The sequence below is a fragment of the Betaproteobacteria bacterium genome, from assembly GCA_009693245.1.
Taxonomy (GTDB): domain Bacteria; phylum Pseudomonadota; class Gammaproteobacteria; order Burkholderiales; family SHXO01; genus SHXO01.
The window spans coordinates 15,913-39,393 of sequence record SHXO01000017.1; the positions used below are offsets into that span (position 1 = coordinate 15,913).

Annotated in this window: 29 protein-coding genes, 1 pseudogene and 1 riboswitch; of the genes and pseudogenes, 12 read left to right on the forward strand and 18 right to left on the reverse strand. The window is 58.4% G+C overall.

Translation table 11 applies throughout. The annotated features are described in order from the left end of the window. Window positions 1–26: 26 nt before the first annotated feature. The 8 genes from EXR36_04505 to EXR36_04540 all read right to left on the reverse strand — a co-directional run bounded on the left by EXR36_04505 (window position 27) and on the right by EXR36_04540 (window position 6,440). The gene (locus EXR36_04505) at window positions 27–410 is read right to left on the reverse strand and encodes a hypothetical protein (GenBank protein MSQ58907.1); all 384 of its coding nucleotides are present in this window, start codon (window positions 408–410) and stop codon (window positions 27–29) included. Continuing rightward, on the reverse strand, window positions 400–1,053 hold the full coding sequence (locus tag EXR36_04510) for a histidine phosphatase family protein (protein MSQ58908.1): 654 nt from the start codon (window positions 1,051–1,053) through the stop codon (window positions 400–402). The genes EXR36_04505 and EXR36_04510 overlap by 11 nt, the downstream gene beginning before the upstream one ends. 660 nt (window positions 1,054–1,713) lie before the next feature. Beyond that, window positions 1,714–2,628 carry a tyrosine recombinase XerC gene (gene xerC, locus EXR36_04515; protein ID MSQ58909.1) on the reverse strand — a complete coding sequence of 305 codons (915 nt, stop codon included), beginning with the start codon at window positions 2,626–2,628 and terminating at the stop codon, window positions 1,714–1,716. A gap of 3 nt (window positions 2,629–2,631) precedes the next feature. After that, complete coding sequence (locus tag EXR36_04520) at window positions 2,632–3,282, reverse strand: DUF484 family protein (GenBank protein MSQ58910.1); 651 nt, start codon at window positions 3,280–3,282, stop codon at window positions 2,632–2,634. A 9-nt stretch (window positions 3,283–3,291) separates the two neighbouring features. After that, complete coding sequence (locus EXR36_04525; protein ID MSQ58911.1) at window positions 3,292–4,122, reverse strand: diaminopimelate epimerase; 831 nt, start codon at window positions 4,120–4,122, stop codon at window positions 3,292–3,294. 52 nt (window positions 4,123–4,174) lie between these two features. Beyond that, window positions 4,175–4,684 (reverse strand): GNAT family N-acetyltransferase, encoded by a 510-nt coding sequence (locus EXR36_04530; GenBank protein MSQ58912.1) that lies wholly within the window; start codon window positions 4,682–4,684, stop codon window positions 4,175–4,177. Then, window positions 4,684–5,553 carry a lipid A biosynthesis acyltransferase gene (locus EXR36_04535; protein MSQ58913.1) on the reverse strand — a complete coding sequence of 290 codons (870 nt, stop codon included), beginning with the start codon at window positions 5,551–5,553 and terminating at the stop codon, window positions 4,684–4,686. Before EXR36_04535 ends, EXR36_04530 begins: the two co-directional genes overlap by 1 nt. Window positions 5,554–5,582: 29 nt before the next feature. Further along, window positions 5,583–6,440: a lysophospholipid acyltransferase family protein gene (locus tag EXR36_04540; protein MSQ58914.1), complete on the reverse strand. Its 858-nt coding sequence runs from the start codon at window positions 6,438–6,440 to the stop codon at window positions 5,583–5,585. Between the two features lie 90 nt (window positions 6,441–6,530). Here EXR36_04540 and EXR36_04545 point away from each other — a divergent pair, with 90 nt between their 5' ends. The 3 genes from EXR36_04545 (at window position 6,531) to EXR36_04555 (ending at window position 9,494) form a co-directional block, all read left to right on the forward strand. Further along, a complete protein-coding gene (locus tag EXR36_04545; GenBank protein MSQ58915.1) occupies window positions 6,531–7,712 on the forward strand; it encodes a methionine adenosyltransferase in 1,182 nt (393 codons plus the stop codon). A gap of 164 nt (window positions 7,713–7,876) precedes the next feature. After that, a complete protein-coding gene (locus EXR36_04550) occupies window positions 7,877–8,422 on the forward strand; it encodes a hypothetical protein (GenBank protein MSQ58916.1) in 546 nt (181 codons plus the stop codon). A gap of 52 nt (window positions 8,423–8,474) precedes the next feature. After that, the gene (locus EXR36_04555; GenBank protein MSQ58917.1) at window positions 8,475–9,494 is read left to right on the forward strand and encodes a hypothetical protein; all 1,020 of its coding nucleotides are present in this window, start codon (window positions 8,475–8,477) and stop codon (window positions 9,492–9,494) included. A 34-nt stretch (window positions 9,495–9,528) separates the two neighbouring features. On the opposite strand, the gene EXR36_04560 is transcribed toward EXR36_04555, so the two are convergent. From EXR36_04560 to EXR36_04570, 3 genes are all read right to left on the reverse strand, one after another. After that, window positions 9,529–9,750 (reverse strand): hypothetical protein, encoded by a 222-nt coding sequence (locus EXR36_04560; GenBank protein ID MSQ58918.1) that lies wholly within the window; start codon window positions 9,748–9,750, stop codon window positions 9,529–9,531. Window positions 9,751–9,957: 207 nt separating this feature from the next. Then, the gene (locus EXR36_04565) at window positions 9,958–10,365 is read right to left on the reverse strand and encodes a type II toxin-antitoxin system VapC family toxin (protein ID MSQ58919.1); all 408 of its coding nucleotides are present in this window, start codon (window positions 10,363–10,365) and stop codon (window positions 9,958–9,960) included. After that, window positions 10,362–10,616: an AbrB/MazE/SpoVT family DNA-binding domain-containing protein gene (locus tag EXR36_04570; GenBank protein MSQ58920.1), complete on the reverse strand. Its 255-nt coding sequence runs from the start codon at window positions 10,614–10,616 to the stop codon at window positions 10,362–10,364. Before EXR36_04570 ends, EXR36_04565 begins: the two co-directional genes overlap by 4 nt. Window positions 10,617–10,673: 57 nt before the next feature. Next, window positions 10,674–10,752: riboswitch (S-adenosyl-L-homocysteine riboswitch) on the forward strand. A 65-nt stretch (window positions 10,753–10,817) separates the two neighbouring features. Between EXR36_04570 and EXR36_04575 the strand changes: the two genes are divergently transcribed. Genes EXR36_04575 through metF form a run of 3 tightly spaced genes read left to right on the forward strand, consistent with a single transcriptional unit; the run spans window position 10,818 to window position 13,530 of the window. Beyond that, complete coding sequence (locus EXR36_04575; protein MSQ58921.1) at window positions 10,818–12,239, forward strand: adenosylhomocysteinase; 1,422 nt, start codon at window positions 10,818–10,820, stop codon at window positions 12,237–12,239. A gap of 35 nt (window positions 12,240–12,274) precedes the next feature. Continuing rightward, window positions 12,275–12,649 carry a four helix bundle protein gene (locus EXR36_04580; protein MSQ58922.1) on the forward strand — a complete coding sequence of 125 codons (375 nt, stop codon included), beginning with the start codon at window positions 12,275–12,277 and terminating at the stop codon, window positions 12,647–12,649. A gap of 41 nt (window positions 12,650–12,690) precedes the next feature. Continuing rightward, complete coding sequence (gene metF / locus EXR36_04585) at window positions 12,691–13,530, forward strand: methylenetetrahydrofolate reductase [NAD(P)H] (GenBank protein ID MSQ58923.1); 840 nt, start codon at window positions 12,691–12,693, stop codon at window positions 13,528–13,530. Between the two features lie 139 nt (window positions 13,531–13,669). Here metF and EXR36_04590 read toward each other — a convergent pair whose 3' ends face one another. Together EXR36_04590 and EXR36_04595 are read right to left on the reverse strand one after the other, a co-directional pair. Further along, window positions 13,670–14,083, reverse strand: a complete 414-nt coding sequence (locus EXR36_04590; GenBank protein MSQ58924.1) for a pilus assembly protein — start codon at window positions 14,081–14,083, stop codon at window positions 13,670–13,672. Next, on the reverse strand, window positions 14,080–14,310 hold the full coding sequence (locus EXR36_04595; protein ID MSQ58925.1) for a CopG family transcriptional regulator: 231 nt from the start codon (window positions 14,308–14,310) through the stop codon (window positions 14,080–14,082). Before EXR36_04595 ends, EXR36_04590 begins: the two co-directional genes overlap by 4 nt. 72 nt (window positions 14,311–14,382) lie before the next feature. On the opposite strand from EXR36_04595, the gene EXR36_04600 reads away from it, so the two are divergent. Beyond that, on the forward strand, window positions 14,383–15,018 hold the full coding sequence (locus tag EXR36_04600; GenBank protein ID MSQ58926.1) for a DNA-3-methyladenine glycosylase 2 family protein: 636 nt from the start codon (window positions 14,383–14,385) through the stop codon (window positions 15,016–15,018). A 77-nt stretch (window positions 15,019–15,095) separates the two neighbouring features. Here the strand turns inward: EXR36_04600 and EXR36_04605 are convergent, their stop codons facing one another. The 3 genes from EXR36_04605 to EXR36_04615 form a co-directional block, all read right to left on the reverse strand. Beyond that, entirely contained in the window at window positions 15,096–16,340 is a 1,245-nt protein-coding gene (locus EXR36_04605; protein ID MSQ58927.1) for an alanine--glyoxylate aminotransferase family protein, read from the reverse strand. 345 nt (window positions 16,341–16,685) lie between these two features. Beyond that, on the reverse strand, window positions 16,686–17,573 hold the full coding sequence (ttcA, locus tag EXR36_04610; protein MSQ58928.1) for a tRNA 2-thiocytidine(32) synthetase TtcA: 888 nt from the start codon (window positions 17,571–17,573) through the stop codon (window positions 16,686–16,688). Between the two features lies 1 nt (window position 17,574). Next, window positions 17,575–18,315, reverse strand: coding sequence for a pteridine reductase (locus EXR36_04615; GenBank protein MSQ58929.1), 741 nt, complete (start codon window positions 18,313–18,315; stop codon window positions 17,575–17,577). 59 nt (window positions 18,316–18,374) lie between these two features. Here EXR36_04615 and EXR36_04620 point away from each other — a divergent pair, with 59 nt between their 5' ends. From EXR36_04620 to EXR36_04640, 5 genes and pseudogenes are all read left to right on the forward strand, one after another. Continuing rightward, window positions 18,375–19,526 (forward strand): class I SAM-dependent methyltransferase, encoded by a 1,152-nt coding sequence (locus tag EXR36_04620; protein ID MSQ58930.1) that lies wholly within the window; start codon window positions 18,375–18,377, stop codon window positions 19,524–19,526. 146 nt (window positions 19,527–19,672) lie between these two features. After that, window positions 19,673–21,016 (forward strand): UDP-N-acetylmuramate:L-alanyl-gamma-D-glutamyl-meso-diaminopimelate ligase, encoded by a 1,344-nt coding sequence (mpl, locus tag EXR36_04625; protein ID MSQ58931.1) that lies wholly within the window; start codon window positions 19,673–19,675, stop codon window positions 21,014–21,016. Window positions 21,017–21,020: 4 nt separating this feature from the next. Then, window positions 21,021–21,113, forward strand: a pseudogene (locus tag EXR36_04630) (phenazine biosynthesis protein PhzC/PhzF). 123 nt (window positions 21,114–21,236) lie between these two features. Next, entirely contained in the window at window positions 21,237–21,812 is a 576-nt protein-coding gene (locus tag EXR36_04635; GenBank protein ID MSQ58932.1) for a 3'-5' exonuclease, read from the forward strand. Window positions 21,813–21,927: 115 nt separating this feature from the next. After that, a complete protein-coding gene (locus tag EXR36_04640; protein ID MSQ58933.1) occupies window positions 21,928–22,557 on the forward strand; it encodes a glutathione S-transferase in 630 nt (209 codons plus the stop codon). A 54-nt stretch (window positions 22,558–22,611) separates the two neighbouring features. On the opposite strand, the gene EXR36_04645 is transcribed toward EXR36_04640, so the two are convergent. Both EXR36_04645 and EXR36_04650 read right to left on the reverse strand, forming a co-directional pair. Then, window positions 22,612–22,800 (reverse strand): hypothetical protein, encoded by a 189-nt coding sequence (locus tag EXR36_04645; GenBank protein ID MSQ58934.1) that lies wholly within the window; start codon window positions 22,798–22,800, stop codon window positions 22,612–22,614. A gap of 104 nt (window positions 22,801–22,904) precedes the next feature. Next, window positions 22,905–23,318: a hypothetical protein gene (locus EXR36_04650; protein MSQ58935.1), complete on the reverse strand. Its 414-nt coding sequence runs from the start codon at window positions 23,316–23,318 to the stop codon at window positions 22,905–22,907. Window positions 23,319–23,481: the final 163 nt, after the last annotated feature.

Consider the following 23,481-nt stretch of genomic DNA (forward strand, 5'->3'; position numbering starts at 1 on the left):
AAAGGCACGGGCGCTGTGGCGGCCAGCTAGAGGAAATCAGGTGGTGCGCGCGAGGAGAACGGAGGAAGAGTGCACGCCCGGAATACCGAGTCGTTCTGTACAGGCGGCACCTCGAAACATGGCGCCGCGAAGAAGACGAAGGCCGCAGGCGGCATGCCCGTGCCAAGATTGGAAGCCTGGTTACATTGCTCGCATATCAAAGTGTGGGGCAGAGCCGGGTCTTCTCCGGCAGCCAGCGCCGCGACGTGCGCAACTCCATGGCCCAGCGCGACAAGCTGCGCCACCACCAGTATCACGGCCAGCAACAAGGCCTGAAGCGAGCGATTCCGATGAATGCGCGGGAACATGAGGTGCAGTCTAACGCGGTTCGCCAGGCGGGCCAATACCGAGAAGCCAGACTTAGAAATCATCCAACGCCGCATCGCGCGTGAGGTGAGAGATGTCTCCCCATTGCAACTCTGACCAGACGCCACTGGCACAGGCCACGCGGTTGATACTGGCGTTGAACACGGGGAAGTCGCGGGGCTTGTCAAGCGGAATGCCGCGAACGAAACGATGCAGCGCATCGAGAATGCCGCCGTGAGTGATGACCACGATACGCTGCCCCTCGTGCCGAATGGAAAGCCCCGTGAAGAAATCCGACACCCTCTTGACCATCTGGCGAATGCTCTCGCCCCGCGGCACTTCGTGGTCAGGATCGCGGGAATGGAAGCGGCGGTAGTCCTCCGGATATCTGCGCTCGCACTCCGCGCCCGTCAAGCCTTGAAAGATCCCCAGATGGCGCTCGCGCAATTCCGCGCGGAGCGTAGGACGCTTCCCGCTATGGTCAGCCAGCGGCTGGGCGGTCTGCCGCGTGCGGCCCAGATCGCTGCAATAGAAGGCATCGAATGCCTCTCGCCTCAACCGTTCCCCGACGAGAATCGCTTGAGCCAGCCCCTCCTCATTGAGCGGGCTGTCCAAATGCCCTTGGATGCGCCCTTCGGCATTCCACGCGGTCTCGCCATGGCGCACCACGATGAATTCAGTCTGGCCTTTCGCCGGCTCGGTGCTCACACTTTACCCTTTGCTTGAAGATGCTTAATCGTACACTTCTGAGAGGGGCTACTAATTCGGAAAGCGCAATTAGCGAATAAGCGGGCGAGGCTAGCCCTGCCCTCGCACGGATTAAAGTATGGGCCTTGGGAGGTTGTCCGGTTTGCCGGCCACGAAATGGATAGTCATAAATGGAATTTGATTATGGCAAAGAGACTTAAACGCTCTCTGCTTTCCAGCTTATTGGTCAGCGGCATTTTTGTTGATTCGAAGTTGGCGGACGGCGTGACCCTAAGAGAAAAAAGGCGTTAACCACGGAATACACGGAAAGTGCCTCGTTGTTTTTTGCCTCTTCCGTGTATTTCGTGTGTTCCGTGGTAATAAAGGTTTTGCAGCCCGGTAGGTTGGGCTGAATGTAATGAAGCCCAACGGCAACGCAAGGTTTCCTTTGTGCCCTCTCAGGCGCTCTTCGCGATTCTTCGTGGCGGAAGATTTTGGCGGAGACAAAATCGTTGGGCTTCACGTGATACGTTCAGCCCAACCTACCATCACTGGCAACCGCCAACAGTCAGGCATAAACTTTCCAGTCGTTCGAACTTGAATCGCCGAACTGATTAGCTTTCCCACTCGTTTGCCCGAAGCGTTCGAAGGTTTTTACGAGTTTCAAGGTCCGCGCGCCCCTCACCCCTCACCCCGCACCCCTCCCTTCTTCTTAGCTCTGGGATGAGCGGCGTCGTAAACATTCGCGAGATGTTGGAAATCCAAATGCGTATACACCTGCGTGCTCGAAATACTGGCATGGCCCAGCATCTCTTGCACGGCGCGTAGATCGCCGCTTGACTGCAACACGTGGGAAGCGAAGGAGTGGCGCAGCATGTGCGGGTGTACGTGGCGGCCGAGCGCGGTTTGCTTTGACCAGTAGGCCAGCCGCGCTTGGACGGTGCTGGGGCTGATGCCCTTGCCTCTCAAACCTAAAAATACGCACCGGGTTTCTGTTTTCAAAAAACGCGGCCGGATGACCAGCCAATCTCGAAGAGCGCTTTGAGCTTGCGTGCCCACGGGGACAATACGCGTCTTATTGCCCTTGCCTATGACGCGAACAATGCCTTCGTCCAATCCAAGTTGGTCGAGGGTGAGCGAGGTCAGCTCCGACAAACGCAGTCCCGAGGAGTAGAACAATTCAAGCATGGCCCGGTCGCGGATGGCTACGTCATCGCCCGCTTCGATTTCCATCAGGCGGCTCGCTTCGTCTGGAGAAAGGGATTTGGGCAGGCGCTTGCCGGCCTTGGGCGCGCGCAGGCCCTGGCAAGGATTGCGCGTAAAACCGTGGTCGCGGATCAGGTAGCGAAAGAAGGTTCGCCATGCCGAAAGGGTTCGCGCCATGCTTCGTGGGGCCAGCTGTTGCGAGCGCAGTCGGCCCAGGAATAGGCGTATATGTTGGGTGGCGACCTCCCTGAGGTCCATGCCGCCGGCCAGCTTGTATAGCTTCTCGATATCGCGGCCGTAGCTCTCTTGCGTGTGCGGGCTTAAAGCACGCTCGTGGGCGAGGTGGGCGAGAAACAGCTCGCGCAAGGCAGTGTTCGGTACTTCCGAAATTATCTAGAACTCCAGAAAGCGGCGCAGGGCCATGCTGACTAATTCGCCCAGACGCTGGATGTAGAGCGTGCCCATGTCAGGAGTGAAGCGTGCGGGATCTTTACTCGCCAACACCATCATGCCGAAAGGCTCTTCGGCGCGTAGCGGCACGTAGGCATAGGAGGCCAGTTCGGCGGCTTTGCCGCCGAACCAGAGCGACGTCTCGAACAAGGGTTGAGCACTTAATTGGGGGCCCTTGAGGCTTTCGCCAAAAACCACGGCCTGCTCGTTTGCACTGTCCTGCTCCGTCACGATGGAGCCTTCTCCGCCTCCCCACACTCGCACGGCGCTCGCGTCAAGACCAAAGTCTTGCTGCAGGTGAGTGTCGATGATTTGCAGCAACGAGATCATGTTCGGCGCGGCCAGCATGGCCAGGGTCATGCGATGCATGCGCTCCGATGCGAGATCGTTCTGCTCTCCAAAATTAACCAAGTCGCGCAACGCGCCTTCGAGTTTGTGGCTCTTATCGCGCAGGTTCATGACTTGCCGTTCCACGAGCGGAATGGCACGCCCAACACCCGGATGCTTGAGCTTGATGTTGGAGAGCAATTCCATATGCTCTTCGAAGAACTCGGGATGCTCCGCCAGATACTGTGCGACTTGCGCTGCGTTCATGGGTGTTCCTTAAAGATCGATCTCGCCCTCGAAAACGGTTTCCGCGGGCCCCGTCATCATAACGGGCGCGGTTGCACCACTCCATGCGATGCAAAGCACGCCTCCGCGGGTGCTTACTTCCACGGGACTATCCAGCAGGCCGCGCTGAACGCCGGCCACCACGGCCGCGCAGGCGCCCGTGCCACAAGCCAAGGTTTCGCCCGCCCCGCGTTCGTGAACGCGTAACCGGATGTGGTGGCGGTCCACGATCTGCATGAAGCCCGCATTGACGCCTCTGGGAAAGCGCGCATGGCGCTCGATCAACGGCCCTTGGATTTCCACCGGCGCCGTGTCCACGTTCGCAATCACCTGGACCGCGTGCGGGTTACCCATGGACAAAGCACTGATTTCCACCAGTGTCCCGCCCACATCGAGCGGATAGGTCCTCGCCATGCGCTCGGCCACGAAAGGGACGAGACTGGGATCGAATACCGGAGCCCCCATGTCCACGGTCACTTGCTCATGATCCGCCAGTTTAGGCACGATGATTCCGTTGGCCGTCTCCACGCGAATCTCGGTCTTGGTGGTGAGGCCCTTGTCACGCACGAAACGCAGGAAACAGCGTGCCCCGTTGCCGCAGTGCTCGACTTCCGCGCCCGAGGAGTTGTAAATGCGATAGAAGAAATCCGTTCCGTCCAAGCGCGGCGGCTCGATGAGAAGTATTTGGTCGCAGCCTACACCGAAGTGCCGGTCCGAGATGCGGCGAACGGTTTCGGCCGTGAGGGAGATTTTCTGGCGCACGGCGTCAAACACGACAAAATCGTTGCCCACGCCCTGCATCTTGGTGAATTTGATTTTCACCGCGGATTCCTCGCGCGGAGGATGGAGGGTTTTACGCCTATCGCCTCACGCCTCACGCCTCACCCACCCGCTTTTCCATCACATGATCGTCCATCACGAACCCATTGCCGATTTCGAAGGCCGCGGACTCTCGCACCGCGTAGCCATTACGTTCGTAAGCTCGAATGGCGAGTGTGTTGTTCTTGTTCACTTGTAGATATATCGTATGGCAATGTCGCGAAAGAGCGAGATCCTCGGCGATACGCAACAACCGGGAGCCGTATCCCCGGCCATGCAGGTCTTGGTGTACGTAGAGTTTGTCCAGCTTCATCTCGCCAGGTTTCTCCGACAACTCGCAGGCGGAAAACGCGATCATGGCATCATCGAGCAAAAGCTTATGCCACCAATATCCTTCCGATTCCAATTGGCGGCGAATCGCGTCCGCATCGTAGCGCTGGGCGAGCATGTATTCTATCTGCTCAACCGATATGATATTCGGATAGTGCGCGTACCAGATCGCGCGCGCTAAACGCACAAGTTCAGGAATGTCCGCATGCTGCAAGGGCAGTATTTGGACGCTCACTAATAGATCCTCGGTTCACCCGGCGGGCGGGTCTTGAACCGCTTGTGCATCCACAGATATTGTTCGGGCATCTCGCGGATGCGTTCTTCGATGAAGGTATTCATACGTCGCACGTCCGCCTCCACGTCATCCGTCGGATAGTCCTCCCAGGCGGGATACACCTGCACCTTATAGCCCTTGCCCTTTGGGAGCTGGCGTACGACCACCGGCACGATGGCCGCGCCAGTGAGTTTCGCCATGCGAGGCAAGGCAGTGACCGTGGCCGCGGGGAATCCAAAAAACGGGACGAACAATGAATCCTTCGGCCCCAGGTCCATGTCGGGCGAGATCTGTAGATAATGGCCATCGCGAAATCCGCGCAGAATCGTCTTGACGCCATCCTGCCGCGAGATCATCCGGGTCCCTGGGAAGCGCGTGCGCACCCGCAGTAGGAACCGGTCGAAGGTCCTGTTCTTTTGGTGCGCGTAGATCCCCATACCTTTTCGGTCCGTGCTCATGCGAATTCCAAGGTGCTCGATCCCCGCAAAATGCGGGACGAGCCCAATGCTGCGCTTTTCACCCAAGGCCCCAAAGTGTTCTTCTCCCTCGACCTGAACCAGACGTTGAATACGCCGCGCCGAGCCCCACCAGACTATGCCGGCTTCCAGCACGGCCCGCCCGAAAATCCGGTAATGCTTTCGCATGATTTGGTTGCGGGCGCTCTCGGTCATCTCGGGAAAGCACAAGCGCAGGTTAGCGCGCGTCACTTGGCGGCGCTCTCTTCCCAGCAGCAGGAACAACAATCCGCCCCCTTGTCCTATGGGATTGAGTATGCGAAGGGGCAGAAAATGCAACAGCCACAGGAGGCCCAGGGCGATACGAGTCAGCATTCGGAAAGAGATAAACGCGAGCGCGGATTCTACTCGGGGGGTAATGGGGCTCCGGCGGGATGCTTGTACCGGTTGTAGCTCCACAGGTATTGCGCGGGGCAGCGGCGCACCGTACGCTCGATGACCAGGTTCATGGCCAAGATGCCGGCTTCTCCGCGCAGATCGTCTTCCACACGCGTGAGCTCGACGTCGTAGCCTTCGCCTCGCGGCAAGCGCCTGCAAAAGGCGATGTACACCACCGCACCGGTGGCCTCGATCAACCGGCCCACCAGCGACATGGTGTAGGCCGGGCGGCCAAAAAACTCCACCCAAACGCCTTCTCCGGCGCCGGGTGCCTGATCGGGCAGGATGCCAATGGCTTCCCCGTTGCGCAGCGCGCGAAAGAGCGCGCGCACACCGCTGAGGTCCGCGGGAGCGAGCCGTTCCTGTCCCCGTTCCCGGCCAGCGACAATGAGCTTTTCCAGCCAAAGCATTCTGGATTTCTTGTAGAGCACCGTTAGAGGAACAAAGCGCGCTAATTCGGCGGCGGTAGCCTCGAAGCAACCTAGATGGGGCGTTAGGAGGATCACGCCCTTGCGGGCCGTATGCAATGCGATGACCTCCTCGACGCCGGCGAACCGCTTGATCAAGGGGGCCACTTTTTCTGGGCGCCGAAACCATACCGGTATCATCTCTAAAGCTCCCCGCCCGGTTTCCGCTATACATTGCTTCAACAGCGCTTCATACTCTTCCGGCGATGACCACACTTTGCTGCGAAGCAGGTTCTCGCGTAAGCGCTGGGCGTACACCTTGGATGACAGGTACGCCACCCAGCCTAGCACGCCGCCCAGTGCGTGAAACCAGCGCAACGGTAGCCTGGCAACCAGACGCAGGATGAGAATTAGCATGCCCAGGGGCGCCGAGCCGCGGACTTCTGGGCGGCATGCTTATTTGTTATCCTCGCAACCTTTTCAAGTTTCCAATAAGGCGAACCAGGCATGAGCGAGTACTTGTTTACGTCGGAGTCGGTGTCGGAAGGGCATCCGGACAAAGTGGCGGATCAAATTTCGGACGCGGTGCTGGACGCGATCTTAGCTCAGGACCCTACCTCCCGGGTAGCCGCCGAAACGCTGGTCAACACCGGATTGGTGGTGATGGCGGGCGAAATCACCACCAATGCCGTGGTGGATTTCCAGCAAGTGGCGCGCGATACCATCAAGCGCATCGGTTACGACAACACGGAATACGGCATCGACTACAGGGGCTGTGCCGTACTGATAGCCTACGACAAGCAATCGCCGGACATCTCCCAGGGCGTCACCGAAGGGCAAGGTCTCAACCTCGAACAAGGGGCGGGCGATCAAGGCTTGATGTTTGGCTACGCCTGCGACGAGACGCGGGTCTACATGCCCATGGCCATTTACCTGGCGCACCGCTTGGTCGAACGCCAGTCCGAATTGCGCCGCGATGGGCGCCTACCGTGGCTTAGGCCGGACGCCAAGTCCCAAGTGACGCTGCGCTATGTGGATGGCAAACCCGAGTCCGTGGATACCGTGGTGCTCTCCACCCAGCACGCGCCGGAGATGCAGCACAAGCAGATCGAAGAGGCGGTTATCGAGAACATCATCAAACCGGTGCTGCCCAAGAACCTCGTCAAAGGCAATATCCGCTATCTGGTGAATCCAACGGGCCGTTTTGTCATCGGCGGACCGCAAGGTGATTGCGGTCTCACGGGGCGCAAAATCATCGTCGACACCTACGGTGGCGCGGCTCCCCATGGCGGTGGCGCCTTCTCCGGAAAAGATCCGTCCAAGGTGGACCGCTCCGCCGCCTACGCCGCGCGCTATGTGGCCAAGAACATCGTGGCCGCGGGATTGGCCACCAAGTGCCAGCTTCAAGTGTCCTACGCCATCGGCGTGGCCAAACCCACCAGCGTGATGGTAACGACCTTTGGCACCGGCAAGATCCCCGATGAGAAAATTGCCCAGCTCGTGGACAAACATTTCGATCTGCGTCCCAAGGGCATCGTGCAAATGCTCGACCTGCTGCGCCCCATCTATCTCAAGACAGCCGCCTACGGCCACTTCGGCCGCGATGAACCGGAGTTCACTTGGGAGGCGATGGATAAGGTCGAGGCGCTGAAGGCCGATGCGGGAGTCAAGGAAGCCGTGACGACGTAACAGACTTACCTTCCGGTAGGATGTAAGGCCAGAATCGTATTTTCCCTCACCCTCGGCCTTCTTCCAGCGGGCGAGGGAAACCGGAGCACCCTTCTCCCCTCGGGAGAAGGGCCGGGGATGAGGGAGAAGCGCTCCGAAGCGTCAACGTAAACGGGCTGGCGCCGGTGAAGGAAGTGGCGCAGACTGGGGCGTGCATAGGCCGGGAGTTCAGCTACGAACTACTGGCGGCCATCTCGCCCATGAGCGAGCGAATCCTGGATGAGGCGCTCAAGCAATTGGTGCTCTCTCAATTAGTCTACCAACAAGGAGCCGCGCCCCAAGCCACCTACACCTTCAAGCACGCGCTGGTGCAAGACGCCGCCTACGGCTCGCTGCTCAAGAGTAGGCGGCAAGTGCTACACCAGAACATCGCGGAAGTCCTTGAGAGACGCTTCCCCGAGCGCGTGGCCAATGAACCGGAAGTCGTGGCCCATCACTACACCGAGGCAGGACTCGATGAACAAGCGACGGACTTCTGGTTGAAGGCGGGGCAGCGAGGTATCGAGCGCTTCGCCAATGCGGAGGCGATCGCGCATTTGAACCGCGGACTCAAAACCCTTGAGGCGTTACCGGCCGGGAAAGAGCGAGATCAAAGAGAACTCCTCCTGCAAATAAATCTGGGCACCGCGTTGGGTGCACTGAAGGGATATTCTCCCCCCCGAAGTCGGTGAGGCCTTCTCGCGCGCAAGAGAACTCTGCGAGAGTTTGGGCGAGACGCCGCAGATGTTCCCAATACTGTTTGGGCTCTGGATGTTCTACGGTATGCGTGCCGATCATTCGTCCGCCGAGCGCTTTGCCAATCAGTTATTGAAGCTGGGTGAATCAACGGGAGATCCCGATAACTTGGTGGCTGGGCGCCAATGTGTTGCGGGTACGGCGTTCTTCATGGGCAAATTCCAGATCGCCCGAGAATACGGTGAATCGGGGTGTGACGCCTATGAGCAAGCTGGATCTCCGCCTCTGGGACGCGTCTACGGCTTCGATCCAGGCGTTCTATGTCATGAATGGTATTCGTGGGCGCTTCTTGGACTGGGCTATCCAGATTGCTCTAGAAGTATATACACGCGCGGCATTCGAACCGCTTACCGCCACGGCGACCCGCTGACCGTGGCAACCACTAAAGTGCACATCGCGATTTATGATGCACTGCGCGAGGATCCCGCAGCCGCATTGAAAACCGCCCATGACGCCGTTGCCTTCTGCAAGGAGAACCGAATTCTGCTTCGCCAAGCGGAAGCCGAAATCGTGGAAGGATGGGCCATGGCGGAGTTAGGAGACGCGGAGAAGGGAGTGAGCATTACCCGGCCCGCGATTGAGCTTTGGTCTCAGTTAGGCGCGCGGATTTGGGACCCCGGCTGGTATTCCTATCTGGCCCGAGCCTATGCCAGGGCGGGCCAAATGCAGAATGCTCGAGAGGCTTTGCAGGAGGCTTTCGATGCCGCCCACAAAAACGGAGAGGGCGCTTATCTTGCCGAGTTACATAGAATGGACGGAGACCTGGGGCTCTTCGTGGAGGGCGCGGATGCCGAATCGTGCTACCGCAAAGCCATCGGCGTATCGAAGAAGCAGGAGGCAAAATTGTGGGAACTTCGAGCCAGTGCTGCATTGGCCCGATTGTGGCATTCCCTGGGCCGGCGGGACGAAGCGCTCTCGCTTCTCAAGCCGGTATACGACTGGTTCACCGAAGGCTTCGATACGCGTGACCTCAAGGAGGCGAAAGCGCTGCTCGATGCGTTGGCGTAGTCGTGCCTCGCCGAATCCTGGCTGGATCTTCCCGTTACGCCTGCATCGACAATCCGAAGGCCGTCTGAGTCGCGCCAAACCGGGCGGGAGTGCCAGGGGTCACTAGCAAGTCCAACTGCGTGCGAAACTGTGCTGCCGGGTGTACGCTGGTTGGCGCGGCTTTTGGGCCAAGGGCGGCGACAACCAGCAAAACGGCGGCGGCGAGAAGCGCTACGACGACTTCGATTCCGAGGTCCATTTCCTTGAGTGCCGGCATGATGTTTTCTCCTGGGTTGTGGGTTGCGTTGGAGTGAAGTATCGGCCTGGTAACCATTGGAATCGCGTGAGGATTGCCGGGGACCGTGTGAAGTATTCACCCTATCGAGAACGTCGCGGGCCGGATTGAGCTTCAGCCCGCCGGGAACTCAAATCTACTGATGGATCGCGAGGGCAAGGCGCTCCGCGAAATGAATGTCAACATGCCCTAGGCAAGTATTTCCACGGGCGGAAGCGTTTTCAACTTCCTTGCCCGGCTGGCTAGACGCCGGTCGAACGTGGTGAACCCGGCAGCCCGGTGGCTGAGCGCCAAATGCAACGCATCGGCAAAGTCGAGCCCTTTATCGAAACCGTCGAGCGCAGTGTGTATCGCGTCGCGGTTTTCCAAAGTTACGTGCTCAATGCCCGACAGGGCACGGAGTACTTTGGAAATCTCCCCGCGCGGCAGAGCATAAAAGCCTCGCATGACCCACTCGAATTCCAGCAAGACCGTAACCGAAACAAGAACGCGCTGCGACATGGCCTGCGTTGCAAGGGGGCGCTGCAAGGCCGCTTGTTCATCGTCGGCATCGTCGATAAAGAACCTCGCCAATACATTCGTATCGAGCGCTCTCATTTCTTTCCTTGGGCTCTCCGGGCCAGCAATGACGAGGGGTCGAAGTCCTCTAGGCGCCGCGGCACTCCCTTGGAAGGAGCGCGGATCATTCCCGCAAGCCGGGTGACATCCTCCTTCGGTACGGTTCGTAGAACTCGAAGCTTCAAGCCATCCCGTTCTTCGATAATTTCCAGCCTGGTGCCCGCGCCAAGTCCCAGGCGCCGCCTGATGGCGGCCGGCAGCACGACCTGCCCTTTGGAGGAAACAAGAATCGTATATTCGGAATGTTCCGGTGGCTTGGAAGATCTACACTAGCCTATATAATCCCGCCCACTGAGGAGCGTTGCGACCCTGCTGGTGAAACGGCCGGGGCCAGGCTCGGCGATTCAAGAACGGCGCTCACCAACCCGTAACCGGATTGGCGCGCCGTTTTCAATGGGAGCGCGTCGTCCATTGCCCTAAGGAGCGCGTCCATGTCCGCAGTGCTAAAACCAAGCCCTTCCTTCACCGATTACAAGGTCGCCGACCTTTCCTTGGCCGGCTGGGGCCGCAAGGAAATCAGGATCGCTGAGACGGAGATGCCTGGCCTCATGGCGATTCGCGAGGAATACGCGGCCACCCAGCCGTTGCGGGGGGCACGCATCACAGGCTCCTTGCATATGACCATTCAAACGGCGGTGCTGATCGAAACGCTACGCGCCCTGGGCGCGGAAGTGCGCTGGGCGTCTTGCAACATCTACTCGACTCAGGATCACGCCGCCGCCGCCATCGCCGTGAGCGCCGTTCCGGTCTACGCCTACAAAGGCGAGTCCTTGACCGAGTACTGGGACTACACCCATAAGATTTTCGAGTGGCCCGACGGCGATTACTCCAACATGATTCTGGACGATGGCGGCGATGCGACCTTATTGCTGCATCACGGCGCGCGTGCGGAGACGGACGCTTCCCTCTTGAACCACCCTGGCAGTGAAGAGGAAACCGTGCTGTTCGCCTCGATCAAGGCGAAACTCGCGAAGGAGCCCAAGTGGTATTCCACCAGGTTAGCCAAGATCAAGGGAGTCACCGAGGAAACCACGACGGGCGTGAAGCGCTTATACCAAATGGCCAAGGACGGCACGCTCAAATTCCCCGCCATCAACGTCAACGACTCGGTGACTAAGAGCAAGTTCGATAACTTATACGGTTGCCGCGAGTCCCTGGTGGATGGCATCAAGCGCGCCACCGACGTCATGGTGGCGGGCAAGGTCGCCGTGGTCGCGGGTTATGGCGACGTGGGCAAGGGTTCGGCTCAGGCGCTGCGAGCGCTCTCCGCGCAAGTTTGGGTGACGGAGATCGATCCCATCTGCGCGCTGCAAGCAGCCATGGAAGGCTACCGGGTCGTCACCATGGATTACGCGGCTGATAAAGCCGACATCTTCGTCAGCGCCGCCGGAAACTTTCATGTGATCACCCACGAGCACATGAAGAAGATGAAGGACCAAGCCATTGTGTGCAACATCGGCCATTTCGATAACGAGATCGACATCGCGGCGTTGAAGCAATACCAGTGGGAGAACATCAAGCCGCAGGTGGATCACGTGATCTTCCCCGGCGGCAAACGCATCATCTTGCTGGCCGAAGGCCGCTTGGTGAACCTGGGCTGCGGCACTGGCCATCCTTCCTACGTGATGAGCTCTTCCTTCGCCAACCAAACCATCGCCCAGATCGAGTTATTCAACAACCCCGAGCGCTATCCCATCGGTGTCTACGTTTTGCCGAAGCACCTCGACGAAAAGGTCGCGCGCCTGCAATTGAAGAAGCTCAACGCGCAGTTGACCGAGCTGACCGACGCCCAAGCGCGTTATATCGGCGTGAGCAAGTCGGGGCCGTATAAGGCGGAGCACTATCGGTATTAGGGAGGAGAGAGGGGGGAGGGGGGAGGAGTAGGGCAGTGTCGCGTGATCATCATCGATTGCTTGCATGGCAAAAGACAATGGAGTTGGTTACCGAGGTCTATAAGATAAGCGCGGTATTTCCAAGAGAAGACCTCTACGGATTGACCTCGCAGATTCGGCGGGCCGCTGTATCCGTTCCAAGCAATATCGCGGAAGGCGTGGCCCGCCAAGGAAGCAAGGAGTACCTGCATTTTCTGACGGTGGCTCGTGGCTCTCTAAGTGAACTAGAGACTCAGTTGTTGGTGGCGCGCAATCTTGGGTACCTTCAAGAAGACTCCGCCATCTTTACAAGGGTGGAAGAGGTGTTTGCCTTATTAGGGGGTCTCATCAAAGCAATTCGTGGACGAGTGAAGCCGCAGGATTCTAGATGACCGACTTTCTCCTCTCTCCTCCCCCCCTCCCTCCTCCCAAAATGAACTCCTTACGCCTCACGTTTTCCTTCGAATTCTTCCCCCCTCAAACCGAGGAAGGCGCGCAAAAACTGCGTGTGGCGCGCACACAGCTTGCGCAGTTGAAACCGGCCTTCTTCTCGGTGACCTACGGCGCTGGCGGCTCCACGCAAGAGCGCACCATCAGCACCGTGCTCGAAATCAATTCAGAAGGCCTTGAGGTCGCGCCTCACATGTCTTGCGTGGGAAGCAGCAAGGCCAAGGTGCGCGAGATCGTTGACCACTACCGCGAGGCTGGAATCCGCCGCGTGGTGGCCTTGCGCGGCGATCTTCCTTCGGGCATGGTCGAGGCGGGAGAGTTTCGCTACGCCATCGATCTGGTGGCTTTTTTGCGGGAAAGCTACAGTGAGGATATCCATATCGAAGTGGCGGCTTATCCTGAGTACCACCCGCAGGCGCGTAGCGCGCAAGAGGATTTACTTAACTTCAAGCGCAAGGTTGACGCCGGCGCGAATACCGCGATCACCCAGTATTTCTACAACCCCGACGCTTATTTCGCCTTCGCCGACGAATGCCAGGCGATGGGCATCAGTATCCCCATCATTCCGGGCATCATGCCCATCACGCGCTTCTCTCAACTCGCTCGGTTTTCCGACGCTTGTGGCGCGGAAATTCCCCGCTGGATTCGCCGCAAGCTGGAGGGCTATGGGGACGACCTGGATTCCATCCGGTCTTTTGGTTTGGATGTAGTCACCGATCTATGCGACCGGCTCCTGCAAGGCGGTGCCCCCGGATTGCACTTCTATACGCTCAACCAGGCGGGACCGGCGTCGACCATATGGCAAAGACTCGGGCTGAGCTAGCCGATCTAAGGAAACGCTGAATGAGACTTCCGTTCGTGGTGAGCTTGTCGAACCATGGACGGAAGACTTCATTACATCTACGTATTGCGTAGAGTGCCCTTCGACAAGCTCAGGGCGAACGTATTTGATCAGCGTTTTCCTAAACTGGACGCACCAGCGGAATGAGTTGGCGTCCGTTACGCCGGTAGTGTTCGAAATCGGAATCCAAGGTAAAAACGCGGCAGTCAGCGTAGCATTCCGAAAGCCGTACCATGCAGGCATCGGCCAGAGACATGGGAGTATCGTGATACCGGGTCAGTAGCGCTTCGATGCTGGCCGATTCCTTTGCCAGATCAATGCCAATTTTAAGCACTCCTTCGCTTACTTTTCTAACCAGATCTCCGGACCGCCCGCCGCCACGATGGATCAGGAAGCAGGCTTCGGTAATAACTGGCTCGCATGTCATCAAAGGTGCCGAGAACGTGCTCATTTGCTCGACGGCCCACTCATGCCAAGTGTCCCGGGAATTGAAGTACGCGACCAACGGACCTGTATCGGCGAGAATACGGGTCACTTGCCGAAGCCGTCCATGTGCTTTGGATTCGTCGAAAGATCCTTCGGACCCGGAACGCTCCCGCACACGTCGGCCATGAGATCGTGGCAGCTAACGCTCCCCGTCCCGCGCCGCGCTTGCTCGAGTGCCTCGCGAACGAGTTCGGACTGTGGCCGTCCTAATTGCTTTGCGCGGTAAGAAAGCCAAGATGCGAGCGTTTCGGGGAGTTTAACTGTCAGGGTCTTCATGAAACGGATAGTAATACCGAACTGCAGGCCTGGCAATATCGCACCAGTGAGTCATCATGAAAGAGCTTCCAGATGAATAGCGAAAGATTCAAATCCGAGGTGCAAGAGGGCGAGGCTTTTCTCGTTCGCGCAGATCCCTTGCTGAAAAAACTAATCCGTGCTCACGGGCCTTGCACGATGTGCCCCAATTGGAAGCGCTCGCCCTACGAAGCGTTGGTGCGGGCCATCATGTACCAGCAACTCAACGGCAAGGCGGCGGCCACGATCATGGCGCGCTTCATAGGATTGTTTCCCGGATCGCGCTTTCCCGTGCCGAACCTCGTATTGGCGAAGACCGACGAGCAGTTACGTTCAGCCGGATTGTCGCGGCAGAAAGTGACCTACATACGCGACGTGGCCACCAAGGCGCTGGCGGGCGTAATACCCACCCACCGCCGGGGATTGATGAGCCGGGAAGACGAAGAACTCATCAAGACCTTCACCCAGGCCAAAGGCGTGGGCCGTTGGACCGTGGAAATGATGCTGATGTTTTCCCTCGGCCGCCTGGATATTCTGCCTGTGGACGACTTTGGTGTGCGCGCCGGATACAGCAAAGCGAAAAAGCTGGACGCGATGATCGCTCCGAGAGAACTAGGCCTCATCGGCCAGCGCTGGGCGCCTTACCGCTCCGTCGCGGCCTGGTATATGTGGCGCGCGACGGAGGCGTGATGAAACCAATAGCCATTACCCATGGCGACTGAGTGGCGGGAAGTCTCCTTCCCGCACTTCTTGGCAACCGTACCGTTTTAGGCCACCCGCTTCTTCAACTGCGCCGCGCTGGCGTGCATCTGGGCGTAGGCGTGGTGTGCCGCGGCTTCGGCTTCGCCCACGTGCAAGGGCAATCCCATGTCCATGAGCACCGAACCCAGCGCGGACAAGCACAGCATCACGTTCTCGGGTTTGCAGCTGTAACCCATGATGCCGACGCGCCAGATTTTCCCGGCCAGAGGGCCGAGGCCAGCACCGATTTCCAGATTGAATTCGCCGAGTAAGGTCTTGCGAACGTCCGCTTCGCGAGCACGGATTTGTTCGGGGATGTGTACGGCGTTCATCTGCGGCAGGCGGTAACCTTCCTTCACCAGGTACTTCAAGCCCATGGCTTCGAGCCCGGCCTTGAGCGCCAAGTGGTGGCGCTGGTGGCGTGCCCAGGAGTTTTCGATGCCTTCTTCGCGCAAGATCAGTAAAGCTTCGTGCAGCGCGTACAAGCTATTGGTGGGCGCGGTGTGATGATAGGTGCGCGTGGTGGCGCCCCAATAGCCCAGCAATAAATTCATGTCCATGAACCAACTATGGATCTTGTCCTTGCGCGCCTTGACGTAATCCACCACGCGGTCGCTAAAGGATACGGGGGACAAACCTGGCGTGCACGACAAGCACTTTTGGCTGGCGGAGTACACCGCGTCTACTTTCCATTCGTCGACCAACACGGGCGAGCCTGCCAGCGAGGTCACGGCATCCATGATGACCAGCGTGTCGTACTTGTGCGCGATTTCCACCAAGGTCTTGGCGTCCGATTGCACGCCAGTGGAAGTCTCCGCGTGCACGAAGGCCACGACTCGAGCGTCCGGATTTTTCTTGATGGCCTCTTCCAGTTTGTTGGGATCCACGGGCTCGCCCCACTCGTTCTCGACGACGATGGCAGTGCCGCCGCAACGTTCCACGTTCTCGATCATGCGCCCGCCGAATACGCCGTTGCGGCATACGATGACCTTATCGCCAGGGGCGACCAGATTGACGAAGCAGTACTCCATTCCCACGGAACCGGGACCCGAGACAGGAAAGGTCAGCGAGTTCTTGGTTTGGTACACGTAGCGCAGCAAACCCTTGAGCTCTTCCATCATTTCGACGAATACCGGGTCGAGGTAACCGATGGCGGGCAAACTCATGGCGGCCATGACGCGCGGATTAATTTCGGAAGGACCGGGGCCCATGAGTGTGCGCTGGGGCGGATGGAATGAGTGGATGCGCTTGGCGGGTACGTACGGGTTCATGGTGTCACTCCCAGATATTGATGATCCGAATAAACTGTCTTCTTCCCCGCGCGACTTCATGCGAATGGGTTTGCGAGCGTTGGCTTCGTTGAGGATTTCCGTGGCGCCGATCTGGCCGTCCGTCACATGCTCGATCTCCATTGCCCAGCGCGAAGGCACATACCCGCACTTCATCCAATGGTTGACCACGGCCCGGTCGATCTTGAGACGGCGAGATACCTCGGCTTGGCTGCCAAAGAGGGAAACGAGTCGCTCCGCGCAGTTCATGGCGAAAGGAAGTTGCTTAGAAAGGGGATAGGCTAGCTTATCAAATTGAATTTGACAAGCTGCTATTGACTAATGGGGTTATTGAACCGAACCAGTATGGATGGGAATGAATGAAACGACGCCGGGAGCAGGAGCTTCCTGGTCAAAGACTAGATCGCCGCCCGGATTTGGCAACCCGGTAGCTTCGAGTGCGGAGAAATCAAAGCGCTTGCGGTCCATCAAATGAGAAAGACGAACGTCGGACAAGCTGCGCAACATGTTCTCGATGCGCCCTGGGAATTGCTTTTCCCATAGTGCGATCATCTCCTTCATTTGCTTGCGTTGCAAAGTCTCCTGGGAGCCGCACAGGTCGCAGGGGATGATGGGAAATCGCCTGAGCGCTGAGTAGCGCGCCAAGTCCCTCTCGCGCACGTACGCCAGGGGCCGAATGACGATGTGGTGGCCATCATCGCTCACGAGTTTAGGGGGCATGGCTTTCAACTTTCCCCCGAAGAACATGTTGAGGAAGAAAGTTTCCAACACGTCGTCCGCATGGTGCCCGAGTGCGATCTTGGTGGCGCCCAGATCCTTGGCCACCCGGTAGATGACGCCGCGCCGTAGCCGCGAGCACAAGCCGCACATCGTCTTGCCTTCCGGAATCACACGCTTGACGACGCTGTAGGTGTCTTGCGTTTCGATATGAAAAGGAATACCAAGGCCCTTTAGGTAATTGGGCAGAATCTCCTCTGGGTAACCTGGATGCCTTTGATCAAGGTTGAAGCCCAGTATTTCGAAGTCGATCGGGGCGTGGGTGCGCAGGCTGAGCAACACATCGAGCAACGCGTAACTGTCCTTGCCGCCGGAGAGGCACACCATCACTTTGTCGCCCTCTTCGATCATGCCGAAATCGCCGATGGCTTGGCCTGCCAAACTGCGCAGGCGCTTGGCGAGCTTGTTGTCTTCGTAGAGTTGTTTTTGAGGGTCCATGTTAGAGATGAAGGCTGCGGCCGCCATCCACCGCTAGGATCTGGCCAGTGACGTATGGGGCATCGAAAACCAGGAAGCGGGCGGCTCGCGCGATATCTTCGGGTTCGCCCACGCGCTTGAGGAGCGTTTGATTGACGATGCGCTGGCGCGCCAGTTCGTCGCTCCAACGCTCGTCTTCGGGCCACAGGATGGGCCCTGGCGACAATCCATTAACGCGAATCTCCGGCCCCAACTCGGCGGCCAGCGAACGGGTGAGCGCCACCAATCCGCCCTTGGCCGTGCTGTACACCAAATGATTCTTCATGGGGCGGTCGGCGTGAATGTCGATGATGTTGATGATGCTGCCATTGGTCTTGCGCAAATGCGGCGCGGCCGCTTGCGAAAGAAATAATGGCGTCCTGAGATTGGTGCCGATGAGATCGTCCCAGTTTTCCGCCGTGATTTCGCCCACCGGCGTGGGAAAAAAACTGGACGCGTTATTGATGAGTACATCCAAGCGGCCGAATCGATTGGCTGTTTCTTGCACCAAAGGCAGATGCGCCGCCGGGTTGAGGAGATCTGCTTGCACCAAGGCGACGGAGTCCGGGCGCGTTGCATTGAGTTCGGCCTGCAAGGCGCGCGCTTCCGTGGCCGAGCGCCGGTAATGGATCATGAGTTGCGCCCCGCCTGCGTGTAGCATTCGGCAAACGGCTGCCCCGACGCGGCGTGCGCCGCCCGTGATAAGCACTACCAACTCTTGCATGGGTACATGTTCGCTATGTTATTGAATACGATTCTACTCCAGCACTCCTTCTCGCCATCCTGAATCTCGCGTCACTTCCTCAACCCGGCTCTGTCGCGCGCGCGCACTGCGAGCGGCTGGCCGCGCTCATCGAACGTGAAATCGAACGCGCGGGCGGCTGGATCTCCTTTGAGCGGTACATGGAGATGGCCCTCTACGCCCCAGAGTACGGGTACTACACTGGCGGATCGGCCAAGTTGGGCGGCGCGGGAGATTTCATTACGGCCCCCGAACTCTCGCCTTTATTCGGCGCCACATTGGCGCGGCAGATCGCACAGGTGCTCGAATTCACGGGGGGCGATGTGCTCGAACTTGGCGCGGGTTCCGGCAGACTCGCACGCGATATTCTGCATTCCCTGGAAAAGGGAGTGTTGCCGGAGCGTTACAAGATACTGGACGTGAGCGGTGAGCTTGTCGAACGCCAGCGCGAACTTCTAGGGCAGCTACCAAAAACTCTTCAAACCCGGGTGGAATGGATATCGAGTCTTCCTTCTTCGATCACGGGCGTGGTGATCGGTAACGAAGTCATCGATGCCCTCCCCGTTCATCTCGTAACCTGGAGCGATGACGCCATACTGGAACGCGGTGTTGGGCTGCGACAAGGCCAGCTCGCCTGGGTGGATGCACCGGTGAGGAACTCGCACCTGCTTCAGCGCGCGCAAGCGGTGGCGGTGCCGCGACCTTATCTGAGCGAAATAAACATGCAAGCCACGGCGCTGATGGATGCGATTGGTCAACGACTGAAGCGTGGAGTAGTGCTATTTGCTGACTACGGCTTCGGCGCCGCCGAGTATTATCATCCGCAGCGCCGCCAGGGCACATTGATGTGTCATTACCGGCACCGAGCGCACGACGATCCGTTTTTTTTGCCAGGCTTGCAGGACATCACCGCGCATGTGGACTTCAGCGCCCTGGCGCACACCGGCGTGGACGCCGGCCTCACACTGGCTGGATACACCACGCAAGCGCGCTTCCTCGCCAACTTGGGCATCACGGACATGCTCACTGGTATGGACACGGGTATGGCGGACTACGCCAGGATCATCGCGCCCGTGCAAAAACTCCTGAGCCCCGCCGAGATGGGCGAGTTGTTCAAGACGATCGCCCTATCCAAGGGGATCAACCAACCTTTGCTGGGCTTTGCTTCCGGTGACTTGAGCCGCCTCTTGTAGAATCCCATGCACATGGAATACTTGCGCACGCCCGAAAGCCGCTTCGGCAATCTTGCCGGCTTTGACTACATGCTTTGCTACTTCGCTCAGGAATGGGCGGCCCGTATCGCCGCCAATGGTCTTGCTCATTTCTACCCGTACCGATCATGCACATCCACATTCTAGGTATCTGCGGCACCTTCATGGGCGGCATCGCCGTCATCGCTAAACAGTCGGGCCACCGCGTCACGGGTTGCGACACGAACGTTTATCCGCCCATGAGTACGCAACTCGAATCCCAAGGCATCGAGTTGATACAAGGTTGGGGCACGGACCAGATCCAACTCAAGCCGGATCTCTTCGTCACCGGCAACGTGGTATCGCGCGGCAACGCGCTGATGGAGGAAGTTCTCAACCGGCGATTGCACTTCATTTCCGGCCCTCAATGGCTATACGAGCAAGTCTTGCGAGACAAATGGGTGCTAGCCGTGGCCGGAACTCATGGAAAAACCACAACCACCTCCATGCTGGCGTGGATACTGGAGGATGCGGGGCTCGATCCCGGATTTCTCATCGGCGGCGTTCCAGTGAATTTCGGCATATCTGCCCGGGTCACGGATTCGCCCTTCTTCGCCATCGAGGCGGACGAGTACGACACGGCTTTTTTCGACAAGCGCTCCAAGTTCGTGCACTACCATCCGCGCACGGCGATCCTCAATAATCTGGAATACGATCACGCCGACATTTTCCCCGACTTGGCGGCGATCGAAACCCAGTTCCATCACCTCGTGCGAACGGTTCCCTCCAATGGCCTAGTTCTCGCCAACGGCCAGGAAACGAGCATGAAGCGCGTCATCGAACGCGGGTGCTGGGCGCCGGTGGAATACGTGGGAAATCGTGACGGCTGGCATGCACCCAAAACCCATGCGGATGGCTTCGATGTACATCTCAAGCAACAAGCCATCGGCACGGTACATTGGGAATTGCTCGGCGAGCACAACACACATAATGCACTGGCCGCCATCGGCGCGGCCCAGCACGCGGGAGTGCCCGCTGAGAGAGCCATCGATGCTCTATCCCGCTTTCAAAACGTCAAACGCAGGATGGAGATCAAGGGAAGCGTGCGCGGCGTGACGGTGTACGACGATTTCGCCCACCATCCCACCGCCATCGAAACCACCGTCGCGGGATTGCGCGCGCGCGTAGGCAAGCAACGCATCCTGGCCGTGCTGGAGCCGCGTTCCAACACCATGAAACTCGGCGTAATGAAAGACGCTCTACCCGGTAGCCTGAAGAATGCCGATCTGGTCTTCTGCTACACCGGAGGCCTCGACTGGGATGCCGCCGCGGCCTTGGCTTCCCTGGGGGTGAAGGCGAAGTGTTATTCCGATCTCGATAAGCTTGCCGGGGAGATCGCCAATATGGCGCAAGCGGGAGACCAGATTCTGGTGATGAGCAACGGCGGGTTTGGCGGCGTCCACGACAAGCTTTTGGCGGGGTTGGCGCATTAGCCAAGTGGCCGCATACAAATACCGCCTCCTCAAAGTTTTCGCGGAAAGTCCGCTGGCGGGTAATGCTCTGTGCGTGTTCGAGGACGCGCGCGGAATGAGCTATGATCTCATGCAAGCATTGGCCTTGCCGGCTACACCTCGACATCGGCGCGGAGCGCAACATATTTGTCGGCGGTAGAGTGACTGAAATAGGACGAGGAGAGGTGTGCTTGTGACGAATCTGGCATACCTGTTCTTCGATACCGAAACGACGGGCATTCCGAGGAATTACAAGGCGCCGGCGTCGGACCTGAAGAACTGGCCGCGGTTGGTACAGATCGCATGGTTGATGACCAGCGCGGACGGCCAAGAGATCGCGAGCGCGGAGCATGTCGTAAAGCCAGAGGGTTTCGAGATTCCCGCCGATGCCGCGAGGATTCATGGCATCACCACTGAGATCGCCTTGGAGAGAGGGCAGGATGCAAGAGCGATATTGAGTGCTATCGCCAAGGACATCGAAAAGGCGGGTGCCCTGGTAGCCCACAACATGCAATTCGATGAGAAGATCTTGGGTTCGGAGTTTCTGCGCACCGGATGTCCCAATCTCGTGGAAACCAAGAAACGCCTATGCACAATGCAGTCATCGGCACGGTATTGCGGCATCCATGGCCACTACGGATTCAAGTGGCCCAAGCTTCAGGAACTCCACATGAAGCTATTTCGCGAAGAGTTCCAAGGTGCCCACCGCGCCTTGGAAGACGTGCGTGCCTGCGCCAGATGCTTTTTCGAATTGAAGCGCCTCAGGGTCATGTCCTGAGTGATAGAGCGGAGTACCATTATTCTTGGTTTGGGCTGCCGGAAAAGACTGCCTTGGCGGCTTGAGCCTGCGCTATTTGAACTCAAACAGGACGGTACAACCCAAGGAGGAGGCCATGAAGATTTACGACTGGCATATCGCACCCAATCCGAGACGGCTTCACATCTACCTTGCTGAAAAGGGCATCAAAGTCGAGTTGGAAGAAGTAAGCGGCGAGAATTTCAGGCTCAAGCCTTCCTACATCACCAAGTATCCCCACGCGATGGTACCCATGCCGGAGCTGGACGATGGCACCTTGATCTGCGAAGCCATGGCGATCGCGCGTTATTTCGAAGAGCTTTATCCCAATCCACCCATGATGGGAACGGACGCCAAGGACAAGGCCATCGTGGAAATGTGGGAGAAGCGCGCCAACGAGGAAGGAATGCTGGCCGCCTCTGAATTATTCCGCAATACGCACGAGGCATTTGCCGAGCGCGGGCTGCCGGGATCGGCCCAACCCATTCCCCGTATTCCGGCTTTGGTGGACCGGGCCAAGGACCGGCTTGCCCGCTTTTTCAAGAAGGTCGATGCGCAATTGGCCAACAACGAATTCGTAGCTGGCAAACGCTACGCCATCGCGGACGCTACTACGCTATGCGGAATCGATTTCGCCAAGTGGACGGATGTGGATATCCCGCTGGAGTGTAAGCATCTGCGCCGCTGGTATGAAGCCGTCTCCGCCCGGCCCAGCGCAAAAGCCTAGAAACTAAAAGGCCTTCCCATTTTCGGGGGAAGGCCTGGCGGGGGCCGAAGCAACCTACTTCTTCTTGCTCTTCTTCGACACGACTTGCTTATGTTCCGGATTCGCCGCAGCGGCTTTTGCCGCCGGCTTTTTCTTGCTGCTCATGAGCGTGCTTTTGGTGTTATGGCTGGCAGACTCGTAGGCGAAGCTGCTGGCGGCGGCGGACATCAAGACGGCGGCAATGACGATAGAGAGTTTGCGCATCGATCGCTCCTGTGAAGGGTTTGTGAAAAATGTGGCCGCGGACCCGCGGCCTGACTGGCCTTAAAGCAAAGTCAGGTCCCTACAAAGAGCTTGCCAGCTAGGGGCTATCCAGCGTTTTGCCAGAGGCTCTTGGGTACTAGGCAGTGCACGCTCTTGCGATCCGCACCCGTGGCACCTACCCTCGCATCCATGGTCAGGCTGGCGAGGGAATAGGCGTCCAGGCGCGAGAGTCCGCGCTTTTCACTGAGCATGCCGATCATGGCGGAAGCAGCCTCGTCCATGGCTTTTTGCAGGTCTGGAGATGATGCCGTCGTGACGTAATTGCGTTGGGACTCGCGAACGGGATGGGCGGCCAGGCGAACTTTTTCTCCCCGCTTGGAGATGCGCGCGTAAACGCCTTTCACCTGGTTCACCACTTCCGCGATGCGCACATCGGCCACGTATAGCAGCAGCTTTTCCGCTTGCGATGCAGTGATCTTCCGCTGCTGAACCAGAAATTCCACGGCTTCGCCCTTCATGATCTCCAGGGCTTTAGGGCACCTCTAATAATCACTTTTCTACGACGGATCTCTTACCGCGTTAGCGAAATGAGTTTCATTCTCGGCCAGGTGACCTTCAGCCGGGTTATTTCGCGCCTTTCAAGGCGTTTTGCGAGCCTCTTCACTGGCTTTGTATCCAACT

Excerpts from the sequence above, each read along its gene's own strand:
- EXR36_04505 (MSQ58907.1), bottom strand. The coding sequence starts at position 410 with ATGATTTCTAAGTCTGGCTTCTCGGTATTGGCCCGCCTGGCGAACCGC.
- EXR36_04520 (MSQ58910.1), bottom strand. The coding sequence starts at position 3,282 with ATGAACGCAGCGCAAGTCGCACAGTATCTGGCGGAGCATCCCGAGTTC.
- EXR36_04535 (MSQ58913.1), bottom strand. The coding sequence starts at position 5,553 with ATGCTGACTCGTATCGCCCTGGGCCTCCTGTGGCTGTTGCATTTTCTG.
- EXR36_04540 (MSQ58914.1), bottom strand. The coding sequence starts at position 6,440 with ATGCTAATTCTCATCCTGCGTCTGGTTGCCAGGCTACCGTTGCGCTGG.
- EXR36_04545 (MSQ58915.1), top strand. The coding sequence starts at position 6,531 with ATGAGCGAGTACTTGTTTACGTCGGAGTCGGTGTCGGAAGGGCATCCG.
- EXR36_04555 (MSQ58917.1), top strand. The coding sequence starts at position 8,475 with ATGTTCCCAATACTGTTTGGGCTCTGGATGTTCTACGGTATGCGTGCC.
- EXR36_04560 (MSQ58918.1), bottom strand. The coding sequence starts at position 9,750 with ATGCCGGCACTCAAGGAAATGGACCTCGGAATCGAAGTCGTCGTAGCG.
- EXR36_04565 (MSQ58919.1), bottom strand. The coding sequence starts at position 10,365 with ATGAGAGCGCTCGATACGAATGTATTGGCGAGGTTCTTTATCGACGAT.
- EXR36_04575 (MSQ58921.1), top strand. The coding sequence starts at position 10,818 with ATGTCCGCAGTGCTAAAACCAAGCCCTTCCTTCACCGATTACAAGGTC.
- metF (MSQ58923.1), top strand. The coding sequence starts at position 12,691 with ATGAACTCCTTACGCCTCACGTTTTCCTTCGAATTCTTCCCCCCTCAA.
- EXR36_04595 (MSQ58925.1), bottom strand. The coding sequence starts at position 14,310 with ATGAAGACCCTGACAGTTAAACTCCCCGAAACGCTCGCATCTTGGCTT.
- EXR36_04600 (MSQ58926.1), top strand. The coding sequence starts at position 14,383 with ATGAATAGCGAAAGATTCAAATCCGAGGTGCAAGAGGGCGAGGCTTTT.
- EXR36_04605 (MSQ58927.1), bottom strand. The coding sequence starts at position 16,340 with ATGAACCCGTACGTACCCGCCAAGCGCATCCACTCATTCCATCCGCCC.
- ttcA (MSQ58928.1), bottom strand. The coding sequence starts at position 17,573 with ATGGACCCTCAAAAACAACTCTACGAAGACAACAAGCTCGCCAAGCGC.
- EXR36_04615 (MSQ58929.1), bottom strand. The coding sequence starts at position 18,315 with ATGCAAGAGTTGGTAGTGCTTATCACGGGCGGCGCACGCCGCGTCGGG.
- mpl (MSQ58931.1), top strand. The coding sequence starts at position 19,673 with ATGCACATCCACATTCTAGGTATCTGCGGCACCTTCATGGGCGGCATC.
- EXR36_04640 (MSQ58933.1), top strand. The coding sequence starts at position 21,928 with ATGAAGATTTACGACTGGCATATCGCACCCAATCCGAGACGGCTTCAC.
- EXR36_04645 (MSQ58934.1), bottom strand. The coding sequence starts at position 22,800 with ATGCGCAAACTCTCTATCGTCATTGCCGCCGTCTTGATGTCCGCCGCC.
- EXR36_04650 (MSQ58935.1), bottom strand. The coding sequence starts at position 23,318 with ATGAAGGGCGAAGCCGTGGAATTTCTGGTTCAGCAGCGGAAGATCACT.